This is a genomic window from Rhizobium tropici CIAT 899, from assembly GCF_000330885.1.
GTDB classification, from domain to species: Bacteria; Pseudomonadota; Alphaproteobacteria; order Rhizobiales; family Rhizobiaceae; genus Rhizobium; species Rhizobium tropici.
Map to the genome: position 1 here is coordinate 3,025,574 of NC_020059.1, position 25,783 is coordinate 3,051,356.

At 61.0% G+C, this 25,783-nt stretch carries 20 protein-coding genes; 15 read left to right on the forward strand and 5 right to left on the reverse strand.

From position 1 onward, the window contains the following. Positions 1-26 precede the first annotated feature (26 nt). From RTCIAT899_RS14920 to hemH, 8 genes are all read left to right on the forward strand, one after another. Entirely contained in the window at positions 27-1,187 is a 1,161-nt protein-coding gene (locus tag RTCIAT899_RS14920) for an aminodeoxychorismate synthase component I (RefSeq protein ID WP_015341072.1), read from the forward strand. Beyond that, a complete protein-coding gene (locus RTCIAT899_RS14925) occupies positions 1,172-1,813 on the forward strand; it encodes an aminotransferase class IV family protein (RefSeq protein WP_015341073.1) in 642 nt (213 codons plus the stop codon). The genes RTCIAT899_RS14920 and RTCIAT899_RS14925 overlap by 16 nt, the downstream gene beginning before the upstream one ends. A 4-nt stretch (positions 1,814-1,817) precedes the next feature. Beyond that, positions 1,818-2,102 carry a YciI family protein gene (locus RTCIAT899_RS14930; protein WP_015341074.1) on the forward strand — a complete coding sequence of 95 codons (285 nt, stop codon included), beginning with the start codon at positions 1,818-1,820 and terminating at the stop codon, positions 2,100-2,102. Positions 2,103-2,368: 266 nt separating this feature from the next. After that, on the forward strand, positions 2,369-3,820 hold the full coding sequence (locus tag RTCIAT899_RS14935) for a homospermidine synthase (RefSeq protein ID WP_015341075.1): 1,452 nt from the start codon (positions 2,369-2,371) through the stop codon (positions 3,818-3,820). 180 nt (positions 3,821-4,000) lie between these two features. After that, on the forward strand, positions 4,001-4,390 hold the full coding sequence (gene omp10, locus RTCIAT899_RS14940; protein ID WP_015341076.1) for an outer membrane lipoprotein Omp10: 390 nt from the start codon (positions 4,001-4,003) through the stop codon (positions 4,388-4,390). A 26-nt stretch (positions 4,391-4,416) separates the two neighbouring features. Beyond that, complete coding sequence (locus RTCIAT899_RS14945) at positions 4,417-4,740, forward strand: hypothetical protein (protein ID WP_015341077.1); 324 nt, start codon at positions 4,417-4,419, stop codon at positions 4,738-4,740. Positions 4,741-4,886: 146 nt separating this feature from the next. Further along, positions 4,887-6,974 carry a 5'-nucleotidase C-terminal domain-containing protein gene (locus tag RTCIAT899_RS14950; RefSeq protein WP_015341078.1) on the forward strand — a complete coding sequence of 696 codons (2,088 nt, stop codon included), beginning with the start codon at positions 4,887-4,889 and terminating at the stop codon, positions 6,972-6,974. A gap of 96 nt (positions 6,975-7,070) precedes the next feature. Further along, positions 7,071-8,105 (forward strand): ferrochelatase, encoded by a 1,035-nt coding sequence (gene hemH / locus RTCIAT899_RS14955; protein ID WP_015341079.1) that lies wholly within the window; start codon positions 7,071-7,073, stop codon positions 8,103-8,105. Positions 8,106-8,138: 33 nt separating this feature from the next. Here hemH and RTCIAT899_RS14960 read toward each other — a convergent pair whose 3' ends face one another. Continuing rightward, a complete protein-coding gene (locus RTCIAT899_RS14960) occupies positions 8,139-9,047 on the reverse strand; it encodes a S1C family serine protease (RefSeq protein ID WP_041677660.1) in 909 nt (302 codons plus the stop codon). A 300-nt stretch (positions 9,048-9,347) separates the two neighbouring features. Between RTCIAT899_RS14960 and RTCIAT899_RS14965 the strand changes: the two genes are divergently transcribed. Beyond that, complete coding sequence (locus tag RTCIAT899_RS14965) at positions 9,348-10,364, forward strand: SPFH domain-containing protein (protein ID WP_041677661.1); 1,017 nt, start codon at positions 9,348-9,350, stop codon at positions 10,362-10,364. Between the two features lies 1 nt (position 10,365). After that, positions 10,366-10,824, forward strand: coding sequence for an NfeD family protein (locus RTCIAT899_RS14970; RefSeq protein ID WP_015341082.1), 459 nt, complete (start codon positions 10,366-10,368; stop codon positions 10,822-10,824). On the opposite strand, the gene RTCIAT899_RS14975 is transcribed toward RTCIAT899_RS14970, so the two are convergent. Further along, positions 10,825-11,820 (reverse strand): KpsF/GutQ family sugar-phosphate isomerase, encoded by a 996-nt coding sequence (locus RTCIAT899_RS14975; protein ID WP_015341083.1) that lies wholly within the window; start codon positions 11,818-11,820, stop codon positions 10,825-10,827. A 197-nt stretch (positions 11,821-12,017) separates the two neighbouring features. Between RTCIAT899_RS14975 and RTCIAT899_RS14980 the strand changes: the two genes are divergently transcribed. After that, positions 12,018-13,535, forward strand: a complete 1,518-nt coding sequence (locus RTCIAT899_RS14980; RefSeq protein ID WP_015341084.1) for an outer membrane beta-barrel protein — start codon at positions 12,018-12,020, stop codon at positions 13,533-13,535. A gap of 195 nt (positions 13,536-13,730) precedes the next feature. Here the strand turns inward: RTCIAT899_RS14980 and galU are convergent, their stop codons facing one another. Then, entirely contained in the window at positions 13,731-14,618 is an 888-nt protein-coding gene (galU, locus tag RTCIAT899_RS14985; RefSeq protein WP_015341085.1) for a UTP--glucose-1-phosphate uridylyltransferase GalU, read from the reverse strand. Between the two features lie 203 nt (positions 14,619-14,821). On the opposite strand from galU, the gene RTCIAT899_RS14990 reads away from it, so the two are divergent. The 4 genes from RTCIAT899_RS14990 (at position 14,822) to RTCIAT899_RS15005 (ending at position 18,918) form a co-directional block, all read left to right on the forward strand. Continuing rightward, complete coding sequence (locus RTCIAT899_RS14990) at positions 14,822-16,045, forward strand: lytic murein transglycosylase (RefSeq protein WP_015341086.1); 1,224 nt, start codon at positions 14,822-14,824, stop codon at positions 16,043-16,045. A gap of 78 nt (positions 16,046-16,123) precedes the next feature. Further along, complete coding sequence (locus tag RTCIAT899_RS14995; RefSeq protein WP_015341087.1) at positions 16,124-17,314, forward strand: SGNH/GDSL hydrolase family protein; 1,191 nt, start codon at positions 16,124-16,126, stop codon at positions 17,312-17,314. Between the two features lie 239 nt (positions 17,315-17,553). After that, on the forward strand, positions 17,554-18,303 hold the full coding sequence (locus RTCIAT899_RS15000; protein WP_015341088.1) for an aminoacyl--tRNA ligase-related protein: 750 nt from the start codon (positions 17,554-17,556) through the stop codon (positions 18,301-18,303). Positions 18,304-18,504: 201 nt separating this feature from the next. Next, positions 18,505-18,918: a GFA family protein gene (locus RTCIAT899_RS15005; RefSeq protein ID WP_015341089.1), complete on the forward strand. Its 414-nt coding sequence runs from the start codon at positions 18,505-18,507 to the stop codon at positions 18,916-18,918. Positions 18,919-19,019: 101 nt separating this feature from the next. On the opposite strand, the gene RTCIAT899_RS15010 is transcribed toward RTCIAT899_RS15005, so the two are convergent. Both RTCIAT899_RS15010 and gltB read right to left on the reverse strand, forming a co-directional pair. Next, positions 19,020-20,474, reverse strand: a complete 1,455-nt coding sequence (locus RTCIAT899_RS15010) for a glutamate synthase subunit beta (RefSeq protein WP_015341090.1) — start codon at positions 20,472-20,474, stop codon at positions 19,020-19,022. Between the two features lie 177 nt (positions 20,475-20,651). Further along, positions 20,652-25,376 carry a glutamate synthase large subunit gene (gene gltB, locus RTCIAT899_RS15015; protein WP_015341091.1) on the reverse strand — a complete coding sequence of 1,575 codons (4,725 nt, stop codon included), beginning with the start codon at positions 25,374-25,376 and terminating at the stop codon, positions 20,652-20,654. Between the last annotated feature and the right edge of the window lie 407 nt (positions 25,377-25,783).

Below are 25,783 nucleotides of genomic sequence, written 5' to 3' on the forward strand. Positions count from 1 at the left end.
AACGAGAACTCGATAGACACCCGCACATGGCCGACGCCATACCCTACGTCCTTTTCAGGGACGACAGCACAGGACAGGTGATGATCTTTGCCGAACCGGCCGAGATCATCGTCGCCCATACGCGCGCGCAATTTTTCGATGCCCTCGATCGGATGGAGCGGGTCAGGCGGCAGGGAAAGTGGCTTGCCGGCTATATCGCCTATGAAGCCGGGCATCTTTTCGAGGAAAAGCTTGCATCCTTCGCCGAGGAAAACAGGAAAACGCCTTTGCTCTGCTTCGGCGTTTTCGATGCGCCGGCCGCCGACGACCATCCGCTCGGCCAACCAGCCCAACGCGTGGAAAACCAGGAATTCCTGACGGAACCGAAAGCGGCCTGGAATTTCGAGACCTATCGGGAGTGCTTCGACAGGCTGCATCAGCATTTGCGCCTTGGCGACTGCTATCAGGCAAACCTTACCATGCCGATCCATGCGCGATGGAACGGTGATCCCCGCGCCGCCTTCTGGTCGCTGATCGAACGGCAGCCGGTGAAATACGGCGCACTCGTCGATCTCGGCGGTCCGATCATCCTGTCGCGCTCGCCGGAGCTTTTCTTCCGCACGGACGAGAACGGCTGGATCGAGACGCATCCGATGAAAGGCACGGCCAAGCGCGGCGCGAATGCCGCCGAGGACGAGCGCATCATCGCCGCCATGCTTGCCGACGAAAAGACGCAGGCCGAAAACCGTATGATCGTCGACCTCCTGCGCAACGATATCTCGCGCATCACCGAGGTCGGCACACTTGACGTGCCGAAGCTCTTCGAGATCGAGACCTATCCGACACTCCATCAGATGGTCAGCCATGTCGAGGCGAAGCTGCGTCCGGGCATATCGATCCGCGATATCCTTACCGCACTTTTTCCCTGCGGCTCGATCACCGGTGCGCCTAAAATGCGGGCGATGGAAATCCTGCACGATCTCGAAGACGGCCCGCGCGACGCCTATTGCGGCGCGATCGGCATGATCTCGCCTGATGGAGCCATGCGCTTTTCGGTGGCGATCCGCACGATCACGCTTTTCGAAGACGGCCGCGCGGTGTTCAATGTCGGTGGGGGCATCGTCTTCGATTCGACGGCGGAAGCGGAATATGAAGAATGCCTCCTCAAGGCGCGCTTCGCCGTGGGGGATAGATGGATCGACCGGTAGAGGATTTTTCCCTCATCGAGACGCTGCGCTTCGAGCCGGAAACCGGCTTCGTCCGCCTGCGCCTGCATCTTGCGCGGCTGCAGCGTTCCGCCCGCCGTTTAGGCTTTGCAGCCCCGAAGAACGTGCTTGGAAAGCTGGAACAGGCGGTTGTCGGCGCCGGCGCACCGTTAAGGGTTCGGTTGACGCTGGATCGGGAAGGCCAAACGGAGGTGACGACGGCACCGTTTGTCCCGCTTCTGCCCGATACCACCTGGCGCGTCCGCATCGCCGCGACAAGGCTCGATTCTTCCGACAAGCTGCTGCGCGTCAAGACGACGTGCCGCGCAGTCTATGAAGCAGCTCGCGCCGAATATCGGCCCGATGAGGCAGACGAGGTGCTGCTGCTCAATGAGAAGGATGAGGTTTGCGAGGGGACGATCACCTCGGTCTTCCTCGAAGACAGCGCGGAGCTGCTCCGCACCCCGCCCATATCAGCCGGCCTGCTTGCCGGTGTCCTGCGCACCGAGCTCATCTGCCAGCGCAAGGCCCGCGTCGGCCGCATCCGGCTCGACGACCTAAACGATCGCCCCCTGTATGTCGGAAACTCCCTGCGCGGCCTGATCCGCGCACAACTCCTGTGGAATTGATTGCATGTTCATTCTCTCGCTCACCTACCTCAAGGGCAATGACGAAGCCGACAAGCACATGCAGCCGCATATGGCCTGGGTGCAGGAGGGCTATGCCAAGGGCTGGTTCCTCGCTTCCGGCCGCAAGGTACCGCGCACAGGCGGCGTCATCTTCGCTCGTGGCGAGCGGGCGGAACTTGAAGCCTATGTCGCAGCCGACCCCTTCACGATCCACGGTGTCGCCGTTTACGAAGTCCAGGAAATCGCCCTCACCACCGTCGTCGACGGGTTGGAAGGCCTGAAGGCCTAAGCGGCTGAAGGCGCTTGCCTGCAGCCGCATTCCGTTTATGTCAGCGAAAACCAACCTTGAGGGCAACAAACCCGTCGCATATGGCGTGTATGTTGGCCTCCTCTTGACTTTGCCCGGCTAACCCTCAACAGCTCTTTATTGTGACATCAAATTATGATTAGAGCCGCTCACCTCGCGTTTTCGCGCAAACTCTGCCAGCGCTTTCGCGCAAACTCTAATTGAATTTCGTGAACCGAACGGCGTCCCGCCTTTCGAAGGAGAAAAGAATGACGAAACACAACTATCCGGTATATGCCGAAATTACCGGTCCGATCGTAATGATCGGCTTTGGCTCCATTGGCCGTGGCACCCTGCCCCTGATCGAGCGCCATTTCAAATTCGACAAGAGCCGGATGGTCGTCATTGACCCGCAGATGGATGCCGAGCACCTGGCGATCCTGGAAAAGCATGGCGTCCGCCATATCCAGGCCCATGTCACCAAGGACAATTACAAGGATCTCCTGAAGCCGCTTCTCACGGAAGGCGGCGGTCAGGGCTTCTGCGTCAACCTCTCGGTCGATACCGGCTCGCTCGACCTGGTCAAGCTGTGCCGCAAGCTCGATGTGCTCTATATCGACACCGTCGTCGAGCCCTGGCTTGGCTTCTACTTCGACAAGGGCCTGAAGAACGCCGACCGCACCAACTATGCGCTACGCGAAACCATGCGCAAGGAGAAGGAAAAGAACCCGGGCGGCGCGACGGCCGTTTCCACCTGCGGCGCCAATCCGGGCATGGTCTCCTGGTTCGTCAAGCAGGCGCTCGTCAATCTCGCCAAGGATATCGGCCTGAAGTTCGAAGAGCCGGATCAGCACGACCGCGAAGGCTGGGCAAAGCTGATGAAGAAGGTCGGCGTCAAGGGCGTTCACATCGCCGAGCGCGACACGCAGCGCACCAAGCATCCAAAGCCGCTCAACGTCTTCTGGAACACCTGGTCCGTAGAAGGCTTCATTTCCGAAGGTCTGCAGCCGGCCGAACTCGGCTGGGGCACCCACGAAGAATGGATGCCGAAGAACGCCAAGAAGCACAAGAAGGGCTGCAAGGCCGCCATCTATCTGGAGCAGCCGGGCGCCAACACCCGCGTTCGTACCTGGTGCCCGACCCCTGGCCCGCAATACGGCTTCCTCGTCACCCACAACGAGTCGATCTCGATCGCCGATTATTTCACCGTCCGCGACAAGGACGGCGAAGTCACTTTCCGCCCGACCTGCCATTACGCCTATCATCCGGCCAATGACGCCGTGCTCTCGCTGCACGAGATGTTCGGCAATGGCGGCACGCCGCAGCCGGTCCATCACGTTCTCGACGAGGACGAGCTGGAAGACGGCATCGACGAACTCGGCGTGCTGCTTTACGGCCATGCCAAGAATGCCTACTGGTACGGCTCGCGCCTGTCTCTCGAAGAGACCCGCCGCATCGCTCCCTACCAGAACGCCACCGGTCTGCAGGTGACATCAGCCGTGCTCGCCGGCATGGTCTGGGCGCTGGAAAACCCGAAGGCCGGCATCGTGGAAGCCGACGAAATCGATTACAAGCGCTGCCTCGAAGTACAGCTGCCCTATCTCGGCCCGGTCGAAGGTCACTACACCGACTGGACCCCGCTCGACGGCCGTCCGGGCCTCTTCCCTGAAGACATCGACACCAAGGACCCCTGGCAGTTCCGGAACATTCTGGTTCGCTGAGGGTATAGTGGCAGCTTGATGCCAGACCCGAATGCCCGCACAAGTCGTGCGGGCATTTTTGTTACGCAAGCCAGATAAATCAAGCAGATCGCTTGGGGCGTCTTGCTTTAGCCCGATGGTCGCGGCATCTTCCTTGCAACCGATACGCCTTTAGACCGCCTTCACTCGCGGGAGATATTTATGAAGATGAGAACCGTTCTTGCCCTCGTTGCCGCCGCCGCGGCCCTCTCTGCCTGCGTCGATTTCGGCGGCTCCAGACCGCCGCCGATGGGGATGAACCCGGGTGGCTCTCAGCCGCGCATGAATTCGGTGGAAGGAAGCTGGGCCGATTCGAACGGCCTGAATTCGACCTTCAACGGCGGCCGATTCGAAACGCATACCACTGATGGGACGAACCAGCAGATGGCCTCGGGAACCTATACGACCGATCCATCCGGCGTGATCCAGATCAACCTCTATTCGAACATCAAGCGCACATCATCGAAGGTGAATTGCTTCCTGGCCAATCCCAGCCAGCTCAATTGCACCTCCGAAACCGGTGGGCACTTCTCGCTCAATCGCCAGGGCTGATAGACCCGATGGACGGATAAGGCATCATGCGCGGCATGTTGATCCTCTACATGGCACTTGTCGCGGCATTGCCCGTCGCCATTATGGCGGCGGTCCTCCCTGTAAACAGTTATCGGGCTCAGGGCATCGACGCCCTTGATTGCGACGGCCCAGCGAGCGTCCTCCTCTTCGCCATACCGGCTTTGCTCGTCTACGGCGCTGGCGCCATCCTGCTTTACCGGAGGCGGAATCGGCGCCTGCATCTTGTCGCCTTCCTCTGTTGTGCGCTCGTCTTCTGCGCTGCGGGCTGGAATGCCGCTGCGGCGCTGCGCGAATCCTATGGTGCGGCCTCCGTCGAAGCCTGCGCCTGATCCGGCGGGCCATTTCGCTTCTTTGTAAAATCCGAATGAAGCCAACAGCTTTTACTTGCGCTCGCTCCGCGGGGATGGAAACATCGGCATGGGGGACCGCCTCGGGCATTGGCGGGCCGGATTGCAATGACCAACAGGAGAGACAGATGAAGCAGCCCTTCGGAGTGGGTCTTTTGGCCGCCACGCTGCTGGCGCTGAGCACCAGCGCCGCCTTCGCGGACTATCAGCTCAACATCCTGCACTTCAACGATTTCCATTCGCGCGTGGAGTCGATCAACAAGTTCGACACGACGTGCTCCGCAGAAGAAGAAGCCAAGAATGAGTGCTTCGGCGGCGCAGCCCGGCTGAAGACCATCATCGACCAGCGCCGCGCCGCGCTTGCCGGTCAGAACGTCCTCGTCCTCGATGCCGGCGACAACTTCCAGGGCTCCCTATTCTACACGACCTACAAAGGCGCTGCCGAAGTCGAATTCCTCAATGACATGAAGATCGATGCCATGACGGTCGGCAATCATGAGTTCGACGATGGCGAAGGCCCGCTTGCCGCTTTCCTCGACAAGGCGCAGTTTCCCGTCGTGACGGCCAATCTGGTGATCGACGACCAGTCGAAGCTGGGCGAACGCATCAAGAAGTCGATCGTGCTCGATATCGGCGGCCAGAAGATCGGTATCGTCGGTGCGGTGACGACTGAAACACCGGAACTTGCCTCTCCCGGCCCGCATGTGAAGATCACCGACGATGCCGCAGCCATCAGCGCCGAAGTCGATGCCCTGAAATCGCAAGGCGTCAACAAGATCATCGCGCTCACTCATGTCGGCTATCCGCGCGATGTCGAGAAGATCGCCAAGATCGCCGGCGTCAGCGTCGTTGTCGGCGGCCACTCGCATACGCTCCTGTCGAATACCGATCCGAAGGCAGCCGGCCCCTACCCGACCATGGTCGACAATCCGGCCGGCTATAAGGTGCCTGTCGTACAGGCCGCGTCCTACAGCAAATATCTCGGCGACATCGTCGTCACCTTCGACGACAATGGCGCCGTCAAGGACGCCAAGGGTGATCCGATCCTGCTCGATTCCTCCATCAAGCCCGATCCAACGATCCTTGCACGCGTGCAGGAGATGGCAAAACCGATCCAGGAACTGCGCAAGAAGATCATCGGCAATTCGCAGGAACCGATCGAAGGCGCGCGTGAAGTCTGCCGCGTTCGGGAATGCTCGATGGGCAATCTCGTCGCCGATGCGATGCTCGACCGAACCAAGGCGCAAGGGATCTCCATTGCCATCCAGAACGGCGGCGGCTTGCGCGCCTCGATCGGCGCCGGCGACGTCAGCATGGGCGACGTGCTGACCGTACTGCCTTTCCAGAACACGGTTGCGACCTTCCAGCTCACGGGAGCCGACGTGAAAGCGGCGCTCGAAAACGGCCTCAGCCAGATCGACGACGGCGCGGGCCGCTTCCCGCAGGTTGCCGGCCTCAAATACAGCTTCGACAAATCAAAGCCGCCGGGCGGCCGTCTCGTCTCCGTCGAGGTGCAGGAAGGCACCGAATTCAAGCCGATCGATCTCGAAAAGACCTATGGCGTCGTCAGCAACAACTACATGCGCGCCGGCGGCGACGGCTATGCGGTCTTCGCCAAGAATGGCAAGAATGCCTATGACTTCGGCCCTAATCTGGAATCGGTGGTCGCCGACTATCTCGGCGCGCATAATCCCTACAAGCCCTACACGGACGGGCGCATAACACAGATTGCCGCGGCAGCGCCAGCTGCGCAGCCGGAACCCGCAAAGCCCGCCGACACCACGCAGACAGCACCGGAGCAGAAGCCGGCAGCAGCCGCTACGGGTTCATCCACGACCACCCCTCCGGCCTCCTCGCCTCCCATGGTGACAACGCCAAGCACCACCATGCCGGCAAACCCGACTGCGACGCCGTCCGCTCCGGCAAAGTCGGATCCGGCAGCCTCGACACCCGCCACCTCAGCTCCAGCGGCGGAAACCCCGGCGGCCTCCGCACCCACGGCCACAGCTCCGGCAACAGCGACGCCGGAAGCCAAGGGCAACGAACCGCCAAAGACACCGGCGACCCACATCGTCGTCGCCGGCGACACGCTTTGGGATCTCGCCAAGACCTATTATGGCAGCGCCAGCCAGTGGCACAAACTCGTGGCGGCCAACCGCAACATCAAGCCGCATCACCTGTCGGTCGGCGAAAAGTTGAAGATTCCAGCCAAGTAAGACGATTTGTCTCGCTTACTCCAGCCGGTCCGGGCTTTCCCGGACCGGCTTTTATTCTTATGTGAAGTGCTTCGTATCTTGAGAGGAATTCAATCGATGACAGCAGACCTGACCACGCTTTCGCCCGGTCACCCCAGCGTGAAATACGGCAAGGTCGGCGTGCTGCTCATCAATCTCGGAACGCCCGACGGCACCGATTATTCCTCGATGCGCCGCTACCTGCGCGAATTCCTGACCGACCGCCGCGTCATCGAGTGGTCGCGCTGGAAATGGTACCCGATCCTGTTCGGCATCGTGCTCAACACCCGGCCGCAGAAGGTCGGCAAGGCCTATGAGACGATCTGGAACAAGGAGAAGAACGAGAGCTATCTGCGCACCTATACCCGCAACCAGTCAGACCTGATGGCCGAGCGCCTGCGCGACCTGCCCAACGTCAAGGTCGATTGGGCCATGCGCTATGGTCAGCCTTCGATCGCCGATCGCATTCAGGCGCTGAAGGACGATGGCTGCGAGCGCATCGTGCTCTTCCCGCTCTATCCGCAATATGCGGCGGCAACGACGGCAACCGTCAACGACAAGGCCTTCGAGAAGCTCCAAAAGATGCGCTGGCAGCCGGCAATTCGCACCGTCCCGCAATATCACGACGACGAGACCTATATCGAGGCGCTCGCCAATTCGGTCACGCGCCATCTATCGACGCTGGACTGGCAACCGGAAAAGATCATCGCGTCCTTCCACGGCATACCCATGTCCTACTTCAAGCTCGGCGATCCCTATTACTGTTTCTGTCAGAAGACCGGCAGGCTGCTGCGCGAGAAGCTCGGCCTATCCGAAGACCAGTTCATGGTTACGTTCCAGTCCCGCTTCGGCCCGGAGGAATGGCTGCAGCCCTATACCGACAAAACGGTGGAAGAGCTTGCCAGGACAGGCACCAAGCGGATCGCCGTCCTCAACCCCGGCTTCGTCTCCGACTGCCTGGAGACGCTGGAAGAGATCGCCGAGCAGGCGGCTGAATCCTTCCACCACAATGGCGGCGAGAAATTCACCCACATTCCCTGTCTCAACGACAGCGAAGACGGCATGAACGTGCTGGAGAAGGTGGTACGGCGGGAGCTGCTCGGCTGGGCCTGAGCGGATCGCCGGGTTGATCCCGGCGACGCGATCCTACTGAAGCTGCGGCTTTCTAAGGAAGCTGCCGCGGTCGGCGGATTTGACGCGCAGCCAGGCCTCGCGGCCGTCGCGCAATACGCGCATGGGGATCTCGGATCCAGCCGGGCCGCTCTCCCAGACCTTGCGATAGAAATCGGCGAGTCCATCGACCTCGCCATCGCGGATTTCGGAAATGACATCGCCACGGCGCAAGCCAGCCTTGGCGGCCGGGCCGCCCTCGGTAACGCTCATGACGACGACTTCGCCATTGCTTTCGGCCGAGAAGGCACCGAGCCAGGGCCGCGGCGGCTTGTTGACCCGACCGCGTTTGATCAGATCGTCCAGGATCGGCATCAAAAGATTGATCGGCACGATCATGTTGATATCGGCGCTGTCGCCCTTTTCCGTCGCCATCTGCAAATGCAGCGAGCCGATGCCGAGAAGCTTGCCGTCCTTATCGACAACGGCCGCGCCGCCCCAGGAGGGATGGGCGGGTGCCGTGAAGATCGCCTCGTCGAGCAGATATTCCCAATAACCGGCGAATTCCTGCTTGGCGACGATCTTCGCCTCGACGAACTGGCCGATCCCATCGGCGACGATGACTTCATCGCCGATCTCTGCCTTGTCGGTATCGCCGAATTCGAGGGCGGGCACATCGAGAGGCCCGAGCGCCTGCACGAGACCGAATCCGGTTTCCTGATCGTAAGCGAGCGCATGGCCGGGAACGACCCGGCCGCTATTGGTCGTGAGCCAGACCTCTTCCGCTTCGGTAATCAGATAGCCGATCGTCAATACCAGGCCGTTACCGCGGATGACAACGCCACTGCCTTCCCTGCGGATGCCGAGCGTTGCCGCCGTAAAGGCGTCTTCCGGAATTGAGGCGTGCACGGCCACAACCGACCGCAAGGTCCTATCTAAGTTCATAGCTTCACCCTGATGATGCGCGATGGCTTGGCCCGAAAAGGCTGCGAGGCAGCGGAGCCGGAAATTCCATATAAGGTATGAATATCAATCGCCGGGCGCAAGACCCGTGCGACGATTGCTTGAGCGGTGCCGCCGCAAAAGGCTCGCGACTACCCCCATTCCTCACTTGCCGAGAACATGCTAACCCACCACATCTGATTGAGCTGCCGTCTCATGAGCTCGCCCGAGTGGGGGACGCCGAACAGCAGCGGTTTAGGCGACGCGAACCTGTTGAGGCGGGCGCGTCCATGGAGGAGTTCGATGGTAGTGGGTGGTTTCAGCATCGTTGTGATTGCCTTGGTGGTCTTTGTCATTCTGGTGCTGTTTGCAGGCATCAAGACCGTACCTCAGGGCTATCGGTATACAGTTCAGCGCTTCGGCCGCTATATCCGGACGCTGGAACCGGGGCTTAACCTGATCGTGCCCTTCATCGAAACGATCGGCATGCGGATGAATGTGATGGAGCAGGTGTTGGCCGTGCCGACCCAGGAGGTCATCACCAAGGACAATGCCAGTATCTCCGCCGATGCAGTCGCTTTCTTCCAGGTGCTGAATGCGGCACAGGCCGCCTATCAGATCACCAATCTCGAAAGCGCGATCCTCAACCTCACCAAGACCAATATCCGCTCGGTCATGGGCTCTATGGATCTGGACGAGCTTTTGTCCAATCGCGATGCCATCAATGAACGGCTGTTGCGCGTGGTCGATGAGGCGGTAGAGCCCTGGGGCATCAAGGTCACACGCGTCGAAATCAAGGACATCCAACCGCCGAAAGACCTGGTTGACGCCATGGGCCGGCAGATGAAGGCCGAACGCGAAAAGCGCGCTCAGGTTCTGGAGGCGGAAGGTCTGCGCAACGCGCAAATTCTCCGCGCCGAGGGCGCGAAGCAGGCGGCCGTTTTGCAAGCCGAAGGTCAGCGCGAAGCAGCATTTCGCAATGCGGAGGCCCGCGAGCGCCTGGCCGAGGCCGAAGCCAAGGCGACCCGGGTGGTGTCCGAGGCGATTGCCGAAGGCAATGTGCAGGCGATCAACTACTTCGTCGCCCAGAAATATACCGAAGCCCTGACTGCGATCGGCTCCGCCAGCAATTCGAAGATCGTGCTGATGCCAATGGAGGCGAGCTCCATTATCGGCTCGCTCGGCGGCATCGGCGCCATCGCCCGCGAAGTCTTCGGCGACAATGGCGATGGCAGCGGCGTACCGCAACCGTCCCGTCCGCGCTCCGGTTCCGCGCGCACCACACCGTCGATCAATCCGCTGCCGCCGAAGGAGACCTGACATGTTCGACAATCTCATCGTCGAACTCGGCCCCTGGAGCTGGTGGCTCGCCGGCCTGGCGCTGCTTGCCGCCGAACTCGTCCTGCCCGGCTTCTTCCTGGTATGGATCGGGCTCGCCGCGATCATCGTCGGCGCCTTGTCGCTTCTGTTTTGGGAAAGCAGCTTCTGGGTCTGGCAGGTTCAAGGGCTGGTCTTCGCCGCCACGGCGGTGATCGTCACTCTCATCGGCCGCCGCTATCTCTATAACAACAACCAAGTGACCGACGAGCCTTTCCTGAACCAGCGCGGCGCCAGCCTGGTCGGGCGCACGGCAACCCTCGACCAACCGATCGCCGAAGGCCGCGGGCGCATTCGCTTGAACGATACCTATTGGACCGTCAGCGGACCGGACCTGCCTGTTGGCACCCGCGTCAAGGTAGTCGCCAGCAACGGCCGCGAGCTCACGGTCGAACCGGTCTGATCAGGCGACGCCGATCCGCAACAGATCGTGGAAATGCACGACGCCGATCGGCCGGCGCGCTTCATCGATGACCATCAGAGCCGAGATATTGTGACGGTTGAGCACCGCCATGGCGCTCGTCGCCAGCGTCGTTTCCTTCACCGTTTTCGGATTGGGGGTCATCACTTCGTCCACCAGCTTCTCCGCAAGGCTGGTGCCGAGATTGCGGGCGATATCGCCATCGGTGACGATACCGCACAGGCAACCATCATCATCGATCACGCCCACGCAGCCGAACCGCATCTTCGATAGCGTCATCGCCGCTTCCGGCATGCCGGTTCCGAGCTTGACGAGCGGCACGCTGTCGCCCTTGTGCATAATGTCGGCCACATGCGAGAGGCTGGCACCGAGCTTGCCGCCCGGATGGAAGGTACGGAAATCTTCGGCCGTGAAGCCGCGCGCCTCCAGCAAGGCGACGGTCAGTGCATCGCCGATGGCAAGCTGCAGCAGCGTCGATGTCGTCGGCGCCAGCCCATGCGGGCAGGCCTCCTGCTCCTTGGGCAGCAGCAGCACCACATCCGATTCGCGCGCAAGCGTAGAAGTCTCGCCGGCAGTGATCGCGATCATGGGGATCGAGAAGCGGCGTGAATAGCTGATGATGCCACGCAGCTCGGCGCTCTCGCCGCCCCACGATATGGCGATGATGACATCATGCTGCGTGATCATGCCGAGATCGCCGTGATTGGCTTCGACCGGGTGCACGAAGAATGCCGGCGTACCCGTGGACGCCAGGCTTGCGGCGAGCTTGTTGCCGATATGGCCGCTCTTGCCAACGCCGGTGATCACCACACGGCCGGAAATATCGCCTATGATCTCCACCGCGCGGCTGAAAGGCTCGGCCAGACCGTTGGTCAGTGCGCGTTCCAGCGCTTCCATGCCCCGTCTCTCGGTCTCGATCGTTCGCATCGCGGATTCGATCGCACCGTTCTCGATGAGTCTTACAGCTCTCTTGTTCATGAGCGAGGCCTAACGCTTTTCGGCAAATCTGTCCACCAAAGATCGACTTATGGCGATGCGACAGCCTGCAACATCTTCCCGACAAATATTATCGAACCCTTTCTTGTCGCCATCGCTTGGCAACCAACCGTTAACCACGCGCCTTTACACTTGGGTAAGAATTTAGGTCATTTCCAGCAGGGTCAGATATAAACGACATGGGCATCGGCAAGGACAAGGCGGGTCATGGTGCCCTCCGGCTGACGGCATGGGCAAGTTCCGCCCTGCTCGGCTGGGGTATCGCATTTGCCCTTCCACTGCCGATCCATGCGCAATCATTGCCGCCAGATCAGAACCTCGACGATACCTTGCCCGCCCCGACATCCGCTTCATCGACAGATCCGAGCGCCGCACCCACCGCCGACAGCCAGGCAACCGCACCGGCAAACCAGACATCGACCTCCAGCGACGCGCCATTGAACGCGCCGCTGCGCCTCACCGGTATCGACCCCACGACCACCGGCTCGACGCTGGATAACGACCTGCGCCGCGTGAACCAGCGGGAATCTGCCGTCGACGGTCTGAAGGCTCGCCAATATCCGGATCGCGCAGACGCCCAGGGTATACCGCTCGGCACCTTTACCCTGCGCCCCTCGATCAATCAGTCGGTCAATATCGAGCGGGATCGCACCGGCGACGTCAAGAACAACCGCACTTTCCTGCAAACCGACCTGCGCAGCACCCTGACATCGGATTGGGATCGCCACGCGCTGACCATCACCGGTGAAGGCGTCTGGCAGAGGAACGTCGGCGGCACGGGCGAGGAGAAACCGACGGTCAACCTTAATGCCGACCTGCGCCTGGATCTTCCCGCCGACACGACGGCACATGTCACCGCCGGTTATCAATTCTACCGCGAGGACACGAGCGATCCGAATGCGATCGCCGGCGCCTCGAAACAGTCCGCTGTCAACCAGTATACCGCTGGCCTCTCACTGGAGCGCGATTTCGGCCTGCTGCGCGGCACGACGGCCGTGGCGCTGACACGCAGCGTCTATTCCAACGCCGTGCTTTCGGATGGGACGACAGTTACCCTCAGCGACCGTAACCAGACGGCCGGAACCTGGCGCGGCCGTATCGGTTACGAGCTATCGCCCGCCATCATTCCCTTCGTGGAAGTGGATCTCGGGCGCGCCGTCTACGACCAGACACGCGACAGTAACGGTTATGCCCGCTCGAACCAGAGCTATGGCGGCAAGGGCGGCGTCGAAGTCGACCTCGGTGAAAAATTCAAGGGCGAGCTCGGCTTCGGCTACCAGCACACGGAATTCGACGATTCGCGTCTGAGTTCGGTCGACTCGCCGACGATCGACGGCAGCCTCGCCTGGTCGCCGCAGCGCGGCACCGATATCAGTGTCGGCCTTTCGACGACGGTCCAGCCCTCGACTACGGCCGGTCTCAGCGGCTACACCGCTTACCAGCTGACGAGCACCGTGGCCCATCAGCTGCGCGACGATCTCACCGCCAAGCTGACGGGCGGAACGATCTGGCGCGACTACCCCTCAAATGGCAGCGCCGCCGATGAAACCGAATATGACGCCGCCTTCGGCCTGACCTGGGGAATCAACCGTTACCTCGATCTCACCGGCAATGTCGGCTACCAGCTGACGACCAGGGACGTTGGCGACAGCACCCGTCAGCTTCAGGCCGGCATCGGTTTGACCGCGAAGCGTTGATAGCTAGCACGTCGCTTTGAATAATTTTTCGTTCAAGCGAATCGAGGCCCGGCATATGCCAGGCCTCACCATATTTCCCGAAAGTTAGAGCACCTAAGGCGCGTCGCGATCTTTCAGATCCGCTTCCCATGCTTTAGGTTTGATTTTACGCATGTCGTTGTCGCAAAACCGCTGCACACTTTTGCGCGACATGCTCTATTTCAGGGCCGCGATCAGCGCCTTGAACTCATCCTCGATGGTCGGGCGGATGTCGTCACGCGCCAAGGCAAAGGCGACGTTCGCGAGGATGAAGCCGTCCTTTGCACCGCAGTCGAACGTCTGGCCGCGGAAGTGATAGCCGGCGAAATCCTGCATCTTGGCAAGCTTCAGCATGCCGTCCGTCAGCTGGATCTCGTTGCCGGCGCCGCGCTCCTGGCTTTCCAGAATATGGAAGATTTCCGGCTGCAGGATATAGCGGCCGTTGATGAAGAAGTTGGACGGAGCCGTGCCCTTGGCCGGCTTTTCAACCATCTCCGTGATGCGGAAGCCGCTACCAATCGTCTCGCCGACGCCGACGATGCCGTATTTATGAGCCTGATCAGGTGCACATTCCTCGACGGCGATGACATTGCCGCCGCTCTGCTCGTAAAGCTCGATCATGCCCTTCATGCAGCCCTTTTCGGCGCGCATGACCATGTCGGGCAGCAGCAGTGCAAAGGGTTCATCGCCGACGATCTCGCGGGCGCACCAGACGGCGTGGCCGAGACCCAGCGGCTCCTGCTGGCGCGTGAAACTTGCCGTACCGGCCTTCGGTAATAGGCCGCTCAGCAGCGACAGTTCGGCATTCTTGTTACGCTGGCGCAGCGTCTGCTCGAGCTCGAACTGAATATCGAAATAATCTTCGATGACGTGCTTGCTGCGGCCGGTGACGAATACGAAATGCTCGATGCCTGCTTCCATCGCCTCATCGACGACATACTGGATCACCGGCTTATCAACCACGGTCAGCATTTCCTTCGGCACCGCCTTGGTCGCCGGCAAGAACCGCGTCCCTAGTCCGGCGACCGGAAATACTGCCTTACGAACCTTCTTATGCTGTCCCACGCATACCTCCTGGGCATTAAATCAGTTGGCACAAAGCCATTCTAAAGGTGAGTAGATTAGATTTGCTACCGTTTTGCAAATAATGACTGACGCAAGCTTCCATGGTAAAGAATTTGTTGACTTCGTTCGTTTAGCGTCACGCATGGGCCGATGCCACACGCATCGCCGCACCGAAATCCAACGATTGATGGACAAGGCTGTAGATGACCGTAAACCGCAAATACTCCCTTCGTGGTCTCGCTCTGGCGCTCGCGCTCGGCGCCTTTGCGGGATTCCTTCCCGTTAACGCCAGCGCTGACACTGGGTTCCAGAAATGGATCGCGGGCTTCTACGCTACCGCCGCAAAGAGCGGCATCACGCAATCCACCTATCGCAATGCATTTGCCGGCGTAACCGATCCGGACCCCACGGTGCTTGAAAAGGCGCAGTACCAGCCGGAATTCAAGTCCCAAATCTGGGATTACCTCGACTCCCGTGTCAATCCCTATACGGTCGATATTGGCCGCAAGATGGCGGTTAAGTACGGATCCACACTGCGCACGCTCGAACAGCATTTCGGCGTCGATCGCAATATCATACTGGCCATCTGGTCGATGGAGTCGAATTACGGCGAGGTTCTCGCCAAGAACGATCGGCTGCATTATGTGCCCCGCGCGCTGGCGACCCTTGCCTATGCCGATCCGAAGCGCGCGAATTATGCCAAGAAACAACTCATCGCCGCCCTGAAAATCCTGCAGAAGGGCGACATCTCGCGCAAGGACCTGAACGGATCCTGGGCCGGCGCCATGGGCCATACGCAATTCATCCCGACGAGCTACCTGCTCTATGCGGTCGATGCCGATGGCAGCGGCCATGCCGATATCTGGAATTCCGTTCCGGACGCCCTGGCGACGACGGCCAATCTTCTCGCCAAGAACGGTTGGGATACCGGCCGGACCTGGGGTTACGAGGTGGTCGTACCACCCGGCGGCAATGCCCAGGCCGGCAAGACGCACACGATCGCACAATGGGCGGCTCTCGGCTTCGTGCGTCCCAACGGCAAGGGTTTCCGCAGCACCTCTGACCGCGCACAGCTAAAGATGCCCGGCGGATCGAACGGCCCCGGCTTCCTGATGACCGGAAACTTCTTCACCATCAAGCGCTACAACGCCTCCGACAGCTACGCCTTGGCAGTCGGCCTGCTCGCGGATCAGATTGCTGGCTATGGCGGCATGCAGCAATCCTGGCCCCGTCCGAGCGGCACGCTCGACGTCAAGCAGAAATTCGAGCTGCAGACGCGTCTGAAAGAACTCGGCTACTATGACGGCGTGGTCGACGGCAATTTCGGCTCGGGCTCGAAGGCCGCCATATCAGCCGTCCAGCAGCGCATGGGCATGGATGCGGACGGCGAGCCGTCAATGAACCTGCTGAAAGCATTGCGTAAGTAGGCCGCCTCGAGCGAATCCGGGATCGCCGGACGATGAAATCGTCCTTGTGCGGCCCGGACTCGTCAGCGGAAAGAAGCGATGATGAAACACCCTGCGCGCGCGACCAAGGCAACTCTAAGGATTGTTCTGACGGCATTCCTCGCCGGCGTCATCGCGCTTGGCTGCTTGCCGAACATGGCCGAAGCGCAGGAGCGGCCGCGGCGGAACCTGTTCGACATGCTGTTCGGCACCCCCGAGCCCGATTATCCGGACCAGCCCATGGAACAGCCGCCGCCACGGCGCAAGGTGCAGCCGAAAAAGCGTCCGACCCCGCCGCCGCGCCAGCCGGTCGCGCAGCCGGAAACGCCGCCGCCCGCCGAAAAGCTTTCTGACGCCAAAACCATCCTCGTCGTCGGCGATTTTCTGGCGAGCGGCCTGGCAACCGGGCTGGAAGATGCCTTCTCTACCTCCCCCGGCGTCGTCGTCCAGTCCCGCGGCAACGTCGCCTCCGGTCTCGTGCGGCAGGATTATTACAATTGGCCGCAGCAATTGCCCGGGATGATCGACCAGCTGAAACCGGCCATGGTCGTCGTCATGATCGGCGCCAATGACCGCCAGCAGATGATCGGCGACGGGCTGAACGAAAAATACGGAACCGACCCGTGGTTCCTCGCCTATGAAGAACGCGTACAGCAATTCGCCAAACTGGTGACGAGCCGTCATATTCCGCTGCTCTGGATCGGGCTGCCCTCCTTCGGTTCGGATCAGCTGACCGCCAGCGCCGTCAAGCTCAACCAGATCTACCAAAGCCAGACCACCAGCGTCGGCGGCGAATTCATCGACATATGGGATGGCTTTACCGACCAGAACGGCGAGTTCATCGTCACCGGCTCCGATATCAACGGCCAGCAGGTTCGACTGAGAACGGCCGACGGCGTCAATCTGACGGCCGCCGGCAAGCGCAAGGTCGCCTTCTATCTGGAGAAATCTGCCCGCCGGATCCTGGGGGATCAGGCAAGCCCCGATATCACGCGCCTGGACACCAGCAATCCGCTGCCGGCGCAACAGGCCAATCTTCCGGGCGCGGAGCCGGAAAAGATTACTCGCACCCAGCCTATGAGCCTCTCCGATCCCGATCTCGACGGCGGCGCGCAGCTTCTCGGCAGCAGCCCTGCCCCCACAATAACCACTTCATCACCGCGCGATCTTCTGGTCGAGAAGGGTCTTATGGACCCGGCGCCGGTCGGCCGCGTGGACGATTACAGATTGCCCGGGTCGGTAGCGCGGTAGGCGGCGCGGATGCGGTTTGACAACATGGCGCCTCGCCAATAGAAGAACTGCATGAGCACCAAAAGCGCAGATCGGATCGATCGTTACCGCACCTGCCCGCAGGTTGCAGTTTTGCGCGCTTTCCCCGACCGAGGTCTCCGCGTCCAGTCGTGACGGCCGGAGGCGTTGATGCGTCCGGCGGCTGCTGGACGTAAAGCCCCTCACTTCAAGACATCAACGTTGCCCATGGAGAATGGCACGTGCTCAATATCTATAACGTCAATTCGCTCGTTCACTGGGAAGAGCGGGACATTAAACTGCGCGACGATTTCGTCCGCTTCTTTTCCGATGAAGTGGCAAGCTTCCTGCGATCCGCAAACCCCGCCTGGGATATACGAAGGGTCGAGGCTCCGACCCTGATGCCGCGAAATCTCGTCTCGGACGCCTACTCAAATACCGACATATGGGTGCAGGAGCGAATGTCGAAGACCGAGGCCGAACTCGTGCTGCGGCCGGAAACGACACCCTCAACCTACGCCTACATGCAGCATCTTCTCGGAAACCATTCGAGAACGAGGCTGCCACTATGCGTTTGGCAGGCGGGCAAATCCTACCGCCGGGAACAGGACCAGCCGAGCAAACATGTAAGGCTCAAGGAATTCTGGCAGCTCGAATTCCAATGCGCCTTCACCGCCGATAGCGGCAATGATTACCATGCCGCAGCATTGGAACCGGTTCGCAGGATGATCGCCTCGGTCATCCATCTGCCGACGAGGATCGTGCCGTCCGATCGTCTTCCGGCCTATTCCGAGGTCACCATGGATATCGAGGTCGACAATGGCGACAAATGGATGGAGGTCTGCTCGATTTCGAGACGAACGGACTTTCCGCAGCACTACCGCAGCCAGCCGAAGAAAGGGCCGGCGATAGATCATGACGTCGTGGTGCTCGAAATCGCCATCGGCCTCGACCGCTGCATCTACAACTGGAACATCGCCGCAAGCCGTTAAAGGACAGGAGCCGGGTTCATCGTGAACCCGGCTTTCCAATAGCTTCAACACATCACGGCGATGCTCGCCATGGCGAATCCTTCGAGGAAATACCCCTTCCCCTGAAGCCAGATTGGTTACAAGTTATCAGGCAACGGATCCAGGTTTTGAGAATGAACCTATGCGCACCCGAAAAGTGGCGCTGAATGATGGAGATCTGTAATGAGCAAGAAGTACACGGCTCAATGCGCCTGTGGCGCGGTAAAATTCGAATTCGACAAGGACCCGGAATTTATTGCCAATTGCCACTGCCTCGACTGCAAAAGGGCGTCGGGCGGCGAGATGGCGACCTTCTTTGCCGTACCCGAAGACGATTTTGCTCTGCTGAGCGGCAAGACCAGGTCCTTTCCCTATATCGCGAATTCAGGCAAGAAACTCGAACGGAACTTCTGCCCGGAATGCGGTTCGCGGCTATATACCAGCAATCTGGAGAGCTTCCCCGGTCTGGTTTTCGTTCAACTGGGAAGCCTGGATCATCCGGAACTCATAGCACCGAGGCTCGAGATGTTCACGATGCGCCGCCTCAAATGGAACCGGCCTCTTGATCTCCCCCAATTCGAGGCCATGCCGCATTGAACGCCGGTCGGAGCGAATCCGAAGTCTCTTCAAGCGAATAAAGAGAAAGGCCGGGTTCATGTCGAACCCGGCCCTCCGACATTGCCGAAATGGCAGCGATTTTAGTTCGGCAGAACCGTAGACCCCATCAGCGCCTCGTCGATCGCACGCGCGGCCTGGCGGCCCTCGCGGATCGCCCAGACGACCAGCGACTGGCCGCGGCGAATGTCGCCGGCGGTCCAAAGCTTGTCGACAGACGTCTTATAGTCCTTGTCGTTGGCAACGACGTTGGTCGAGCCGCGGCGGTCGGTATTCAACGTTAGCTTGCCGTCCATTTCCTTGAGCACGCTGTCGGTGAACGGGCCACGGAAGCCGATGGCGATGAAGGCGAGATCGGCGCGGATGACGAATTCCGTGCCGGCGATCGGCTTGCGGCGATCGTCGACTTCGCAGCACTTCACGCCCGTCAACACGCCGTCTTCGCCGATGAACTCGAGCGTTGCCACCTGGAATTCGCGAACCGCACCTTCGGCCTGCGAGGAAGAGGTGCGCATCTTCGTTGCCCAGAAGGGCCATACGGCGAGCTTGTCTTCCTTCTCCGGCGGCTGCGGACGAATGTCGAGCTGGGTCACCTTCACCGCACCCTGGCGGAATGCCGTGCCGACGCAGTCGGATGCCGTATCGCCACCACCGACGACGACGATATGCTTGCCGCCCGCCAGAATCGGATCGGCAGGCCAGCCGACGCTGTCGATGTTTTCGCGGCCGACGCGGCGGTTCTGCTGCACCAGATAGGGCATGGCGTCATGGACGCCTGCGAGCGTCGTGCCGGGAATGCCAGCTTCGCGCGGGGTTTCCGAGCCGCCGCAATAGAGCACGGCATCATGGTCGGCCAGAAGCTGCTCGACCTTGACATCGACGCCGACATTGACGCCGCAATGGAAGGTGACGCCTTCGCCCTTCATCTGCTCGACGCGGCGATCGATGAAGTTCTTCTCCATCTTGAAGTCCGGGATACCATAGCGCAGCAGCCCGCCGGGCTTGCTTTCGCGCTCGTAGACATGGACGTCGTGACCTGCTCGGCCGAGCTGCTGAGCGGCAGCCATGCCGGCAGGGCCGGAGCCGATGATTGCGACCTTCTTGCCGGTGTGAACCGTCGCCGGCTGCGGCCGGATGAAGCCGAGCTCATAGGCCTTGTCGGCAATCGCCTGCTCGACGGTCTTGATCGCGACGGGCGCGTCTTCCAGGTTCAGCGTGCAGGCCTCCTCGCAGGGTGCGGGGCAGACGCGGCCGGTGAATTCCGGGAAGTTGTTGGTCGAATGCAGGTTGTGGATCGCCTGTTCCCAATTGTTGTTGTAGACGAGGTCGTTCCAATCGGGGATCTGGTTGTGCACCGGGCAGCCGGTCGGGCCGTGGCAATAGGGAATGCCACAGTCCATGCAGCGGGCTGCCTGTTTCTGCACTTCCTGGTCCGACATGGGGATCGTGAATTCACGGAAATGCCGGATGCGATCCGACGCCGGCTGATACTTCGCCACCTGCCGGTCGATTTCCAAGAAGCCTGTTACCTTGCCCATGCTTTCGTTTCCTCACTCAAAAAGGGGAGCTCACGGCTCCCGTGCCTGAGGGTCATCTCGGTTTCCCTGTCCGGCACTTTAATTCAAATCCGATTCCGCTGTTCGACAGTCGCGACCGCCATGACGGCGATCGCAATGCGAGGCGAAACCCTCGACTGGCTTCAGAACCGGGGCGGATTACTCCGCCGCCACGCTCATCCGGCTGCGCTCCATTTCCTCAAGGGCGCGGCGGTATTCGACCGGCATGACCTTGCGGAATTTCGGGCGGTAATCGGCCCAGTGATCGAGGATCTCCTTGGCTCGCGTCGAGCCCGTATAGTGGAAGTGGTTCGAAATCAGCTGGAAGAGACGCTCTTCGTCGTGGCGCGTCATGTCATCGGAGACGTCGACGCGTCCCTTGTGCATGATGTCGCCACCGTGATGATGCAGCTTCTCCAGCAGCTCGTCTTCCTCGGGAACCGGCTCCAGCTCGACCATCGCCATGTTGCAGCGACGGGCGAAATCGCCCTTCTCGTCGAGAACATAGGCCACGCCGCCCGACATGCCGGCCGCGAAGTTGCGTCCGGTTTCACCGAGCACGACGACGACGCCACCGGTCATATATTCGCAGCCATGGTCGCCCACGCCTTCGACGACGGCGATCGCGCCCGAGTTTCTGACCGCGAAGCGCTCGCCCGCAACACCGCGGAAGTAGCACTCGCCCTCGGTCGCACCGTAAAGCACGGTGTTGCCGACGATGATCGAATTCTCAGCGACGATCTTCGAGTTCTCCGGCGGCCGGATGATGATGCGGCCACCCGAAAGGCCCTTGCCGACATAGTCATTGCCGTCGCCGATCAAATTGAAGGTGACGCCCCGTGCCAGGAAGGCTGCGAAGGATTGGCCCGCCGTTCCCTTCAGGGTGACGTTGATCGTGTCGTCCTTCAGGCCGCGATGACCATAGCGCTTGGCAACCGCGCCCGACAGCATGGCGCCGGCCGAACGGTCGACGTTCTTGATGTCGACTTCAAAGGCGACAGGCGTCTTCGAAGAAAGCGCCGGCTCCGCCTTCTCGATCAGCTTGCGGTCGAGAATGTCGTCGATCGGATGCTTCTGCACTGTCGTCCAGTAGGTCTCTTCCTTCGGCGCATCGACCTTGTGGAAGATGCGGCTGAAGTCGAGGCCTCTCGCCTTCCAGTGAGCGAGCATGTCGTCCTTTTCCAGAAGCTCGGAAGCGCCGATGATCTCGTCCAGCTTGGCAACGCCAAGCGAGGCGAGGATCTCGCGTACTTCTTCGGCCACGAAGAAGAAGTAGTTGATGACATGCTCCGGCGCGCCTTTGAACCGCTTGCGCAGCACCGGGTCCTGGGTGGCGACGCCAACCGGACAGGTGTTGAGGTGGCACTTGCGCATCATGATGCAGCCGGCCGCAATCAGCGGCGCGGTGGCGAAGCCGAATTCGTCGGCACCGAGCAGCGCGCCGATGATGACGTCGCGGCCGGTCTTCAAGCCGCCATCCACCTGCAGGGCAATGCGCGAGCGCAGCCCGTTCAGCACCAGCGTCTGCTGGGTCTCGGCAAGGCCGATTTCCCAAGGGCTGCCGGCATGCTTCAGCGAGGTCAGCGGCGAAGCGCCGGTGCCGCCATCGTAGCCCGAGACGGTGATGTGGTCGGCGCGCGCCTTGGCAACGCCGGCGGCAACCGTGCCAACGCCGACTTCCGAAACGAGCTTGACCGAGACATCCGAGGTCGGGTTGACGTTCTTCAGGTCGTAGATCAGCTGCGCCAGATCTTCGATCGAGTAGATGTCATGATGGGGCGGCGGCGAGATCAGGCCGACGCCCGGCGTCGAATGCCGGGTCTTGGCAACCGTCGCATCGACCTTGTGACCGGGCAACTGGCCGCCTTCGCCTGGCTTGGCGCCCTGCGCGACCTTGATCTGCAGCACGTCGGCATTGACCAGATATTCGGTCGTCACGCCAAAGCGGCCGGAGGCGATCTGCTTGATGGCGGAACGTTCCGGGTTCGGCGAGCCGTCGAAGAGCGGCATGTAGCGGTCGGATTCCTCGCCGCCCTCGCCGGTGTTCGACTTGCCGCCGATGCGGTTCATGGCGATTGCAAGCGTCGTATGCGCCTCGCGGCTGATGGAGCCGAAGGACATGGCGCCCGTCGAGAAGCGCTTGACGATATCGGCAGCCGGCTCGACCTCGTCGATCGAGATCGGCGTGCGGCCGAGTGCTTCCGCACCTTTGATCTTGAAGAGGCCGCGGATGGTGTTCATCCGGAGCGCCGATTCGTTGACCATTTCGGAGAACTCGCGATAGCGGTCCTCGGCATTTCCGCGCACGGCATGCTGCAGGGCAGCCACGGCATCCGGCGTCCATGCGTGGCTTTCGCCACGCATGCGGTAGGCATATTCGCCACCGATGTCGAGCGTGCTTGCGAGCAGCGGATCGCGGCCGAAAGCAGCCTTGTGACGGGAGACGGTTTCCTCGGCGATCGTCTCGAGGCCGATGCCTTCGATCATGGTTGCCGTGCCGAAGAAATACTTGTCGACCAGTTCCTGCTGCAAGCCCACGGCATCGAAGATCTGCGCGCCGCAATAGGACTGATAGGTCGAGATGCCCATCTTCGACATGACCTTGAGGATGCCCTTGCCAACCGCCTTGATGTAGCGGTAGACGACTTCCGTCGCATCCACTTCCTTCGGGAATTCGCCGCGCTGGTGCATGTCAAGCAGCGTGTCGAACGCCATATACGGGTTGATTGCCTCGGCGCCGTAACCGGCCAGCAGGCAGAAGTGATGCACTTCACGCGGCTCGCCGGTTTCGACAACGATACCGACCGAGGTGCGCAAGCCCTTGCGGATCAGGTGATGGTGGACGGCAGCCGTCGCCAGCAGCGCCGGGATCGCGATGCGGTCCGGTCCGATCTGGCGGTCGGAAAGCACGATGATGTTGTAGCCGCCGCGAACGGCAGCTTCCGCCCGCTCGCAAAGGCGGTCGAGCATCTCGGGCATGCCTTCGGCGCCACGTTCGACATCATATGTGAAGTCGAGCGTCTTGGTGTCGAAGCGATCCTCGGTGTGACCGATCGAGCGGATCTTTTCGAGATCGCCGTTGGTCAGGATCGGCTGGCGCACTTCCAGACGCTTGGCGTTGGCCATGCCGGTATGATCAAGCAGGTTCGGACGCGGGCCGATGAACGACACGAGGCTCATGACGAGTTCCTCGCGGATCGGATCGATCGGCGGGTTCGTCACCTGCGCGAAGTTCTGCTTGAAGTAGGTGTAGAGCAGCTTCGGCTTGTCGGACATGGCCGAGATCGGCGTATCCGTGCCCATGGAGCCGACTGCTTCCTGACCGGTCGTCGCCATCGGCGACATCAGGAGCTTGGTATCCTCGGTCGTATAGCCGAAGGCCTGCTGGCGATCGAGCAGCGACACGTCGCGGCGCAGCGCCCGCGGCTCCACCGGCTTCAGGTCTTCCAGGATCAGCTGCGTGCGGTTCAGCCAGCTGCGATAGGGATGCTTGGTCGACAGTTCCGACTTCACCTCGTCGTCGGAGATGATACGGCCCTTTTCCATATCGATGAGCAGCATCTTGCCCGGCTGCAGGCGCCACTTCTGGATGATCTTCTCTTCCTCGACAGGCAGAACGCCGGCTTCGGACGCCATGATGATGCGGTCGTCGCTGGTGACGAGATAGCGGGCCGGACGCAGACCATTACGGTCGAGCGTCGCGCCGATCTGCTTGCCATCGGTGAAGGCGACGGCGGCAGGGCCATCCCATGGCTCCATCAGGGCGGCATGATACTCGTAAAATGCCTTGCGTTCCGGCGCCATCAGCTGGTTGCCGGCCCATGCCTCTGGGATGAGCATCATCATGGCATGCGCCAGCGAGTATCCACCACGCACGAGGAACTCGAGCGCGTTGTCGAAACAGGCCGTGTCCGACTGTCCCTCATAGGAGATCGGCCAGAGCTTGGAGATGTCGTCGCCGAACAGCGGCGAGGATACCGAAGCCTGACGGGCGGCCATCCAGTTGACGTTGCCGCGCAGCGTGTTGATTTCGCCGTTATGCGCGACCATGCGGTAGGGGTGCGCCAGCTTCCATGACGGGAAGGTGTTGGTCGAGAAACGCTGGTGCACGAGGGCAACCGCCGTCTCGAAACGCGGGTCGGACAAGTCCTTATAATAGGCGCCCACCTGATAGGCGAGGAACATGCCCTTGTAGACGATGGTCGAGCTCGACAGCGAGACGGGGTAGAAGCTGCTCTCCTCGCCCTCGTATTCCGCATAGATGCGGTTGGAGATCACCTTGCGCAGGGTAAAGAGACGACGCTCGAACTCCTCGTTCGTGCCGGCATCGCGGCCGGCGCCGATGAAGACCTGCACATGGTGCGGCTCGGTGGCGGCAATGTCAGGTGCCTTCGACAGCGAAGAGTTATCGACGGGCACGTCGCGGAAGCCGAGCAACACCTGGCCCTCTTCGGTGACGACCTGCTTGATAGCGGTCTTGAAGTGCTCGATCAGCGCTTCGTCGCGCGGCAGGAAGAAATGGCCGACGCCATATTCGCCCGCCTTCGGCAGGACGACGCCCTGCTTGGCCATCTCCTCGCGGAAGAAGCGGTCGGGAATCTGTACGAGAATGCCCGCGCCGTCGCCCATCAGCGGATCGGCACCGACGGCACCGCGATGCGTCAGGTTTTCGAGAATGAACAGGCCGTCGCGCACGATCTGGTGCGACTTCTGACCCTTCATATGCGCGACGAAGCCGACGCCGCAGGCGTCATGCTCGTTGCGGGGATCGTAGAGGCCCTGTTTCGGCGGGATGCCGACAGCGCGTTTCGACGTCTTGGCCGTCGCGGCAGCATTCACTGCAGCGGTCTGGTCAAAACTCGTCAACGTCGTCCTGTTCGTCATGGTCTTCCCTCCGATAAGGCCCGCGTCGCGGGCGCTTCTTCGTCCCGCACGGTCCGTTTCCGAGGCCGACGCGCGACTGCGCTGTTGCATTGTGAAGATCCGGCCGCGAACCGCGGCTCCTTATATGGAGCCCGTCGTCAGCGTTTCGCGTCCTGCTATTCCACCGCCGCATTGCCCCCTGCCCGAAGGGCTGAAAGGGACATGCTCCTGGTAACTATAGCTCGAAATCCCGACATCGTCAGGACCCTTAGCGCATCTTCGGCCTTGGCGGCCAAAATAGGACAGCAACCCTGTCCTAATTCATCAGCTCTATGCCAGAAAGCTTCTGCCTTCGCAAGAGCAAAACGGCAAAATTTCGTCAACCGAAGACGTAAGATTGCCTTTGTTGCATAAATCAAGCAATAAAG

Excerpts from the sequence above, each read along its gene's own strand:
- RTCIAT899_RS14995 (WP_015341087.1), top strand. The coding sequence starts at position 16,124 with ATGATGAAACACCCTGCGCGCGCGACCAAGGCAACTCTAAGGATTGTT.
- gltB (WP_015341091.1), bottom strand. The coding sequence starts at position 25,376 with ATGACGAACAGGACGACGTTGACGAGTTTTGACCAGACCGCTGCAGTG.
- RTCIAT899_RS14970 (WP_015341082.1), top strand. The coding sequence starts at position 10,366 with ATGTTCGACAATCTCATCGTCGAACTCGGCCCCTGGAGCTGGTGGCTC.
- RTCIAT899_RS14965 (WP_041677661.1), top strand. The coding sequence starts at position 9,348 with ATGGTAGTGGGTGGTTTCAGCATCGTTGTGATTGCCTTGGTGGTCTTT.
- RTCIAT899_RS14930 (WP_015341074.1), top strand. The coding sequence starts at position 1,818 with ATGTTCATTCTCTCGCTCACCTACCTCAAGGGCAATGACGAAGCCGAC.
- RTCIAT899_RS14925 (WP_015341073.1), top strand. The coding sequence starts at position 1,172 with ATGGATCGACCGGTAGAGGATTTTTCCCTCATCGAGACGCTGCGCTTC.
- omp10 (WP_015341076.1), top strand. The coding sequence starts at position 4,001 with ATGAAGATGAGAACCGTTCTTGCCCTCGTTGCCGCCGCCGCGGCCCTC.
- RTCIAT899_RS14980 (WP_015341084.1), top strand. The coding sequence starts at position 12,018 with ATGGGCATCGGCAAGGACAAGGCGGGTCATGGTGCCCTCCGGCTGACG.
- RTCIAT899_RS14960 (WP_041677660.1), bottom strand. The coding sequence starts at position 9,047 with ATGAACTTAGATAGGACCTTGCGGTCGGTTGTGGCCGTGCACGCCTCA.
- RTCIAT899_RS14975 (WP_015341083.1), bottom strand. The coding sequence starts at position 11,820 with ATGAACAAGAGAGCTGTAAGACTCATCGAGAACGGTGCGATCGAATCC.
- RTCIAT899_RS14920 (WP_015341072.1), top strand. The coding sequence starts at position 27 with ATGGCCGACGCCATACCCTACGTCCTTTTCAGGGACGACAGCACAGGA.
- RTCIAT899_RS14990 (WP_015341086.1), top strand. The coding sequence starts at position 14,822 with ATGACCGTAAACCGCAAATACTCCCTTCGTGGTCTCGCTCTGGCGCTC.
- RTCIAT899_RS14950 (WP_015341078.1), top strand. The coding sequence starts at position 4,887 with ATGAAGCAGCCCTTCGGAGTGGGTCTTTTGGCCGCCACGCTGCTGGCG.
- RTCIAT899_RS15010 (WP_015341090.1), bottom strand. The coding sequence starts at position 20,474 with ATGGGCAAGGTAACAGGCTTCTTGGAAATCGACCGGCAGGTGGCGAAG.
- RTCIAT899_RS15005 (WP_015341089.1), top strand. The coding sequence starts at position 18,505 with ATGAGCAAGAAGTACACGGCTCAATGCGCCTGTGGCGCGGTAAAATTC.
- hemH (WP_015341079.1), top strand. The coding sequence starts at position 7,071 with ATGACAGCAGACCTGACCACGCTTTCGCCCGGTCACCCCAGCGTGAAA.
- RTCIAT899_RS14935 (WP_015341075.1), top strand. The coding sequence starts at position 2,369 with ATGACGAAACACAACTATCCGGTATATGCCGAAATTACCGGTCCGATC.
- RTCIAT899_RS14945 (WP_015341077.1), top strand. The coding sequence starts at position 4,417 with ATGCGCGGCATGTTGATCCTCTACATGGCACTTGTCGCGGCATTGCCC.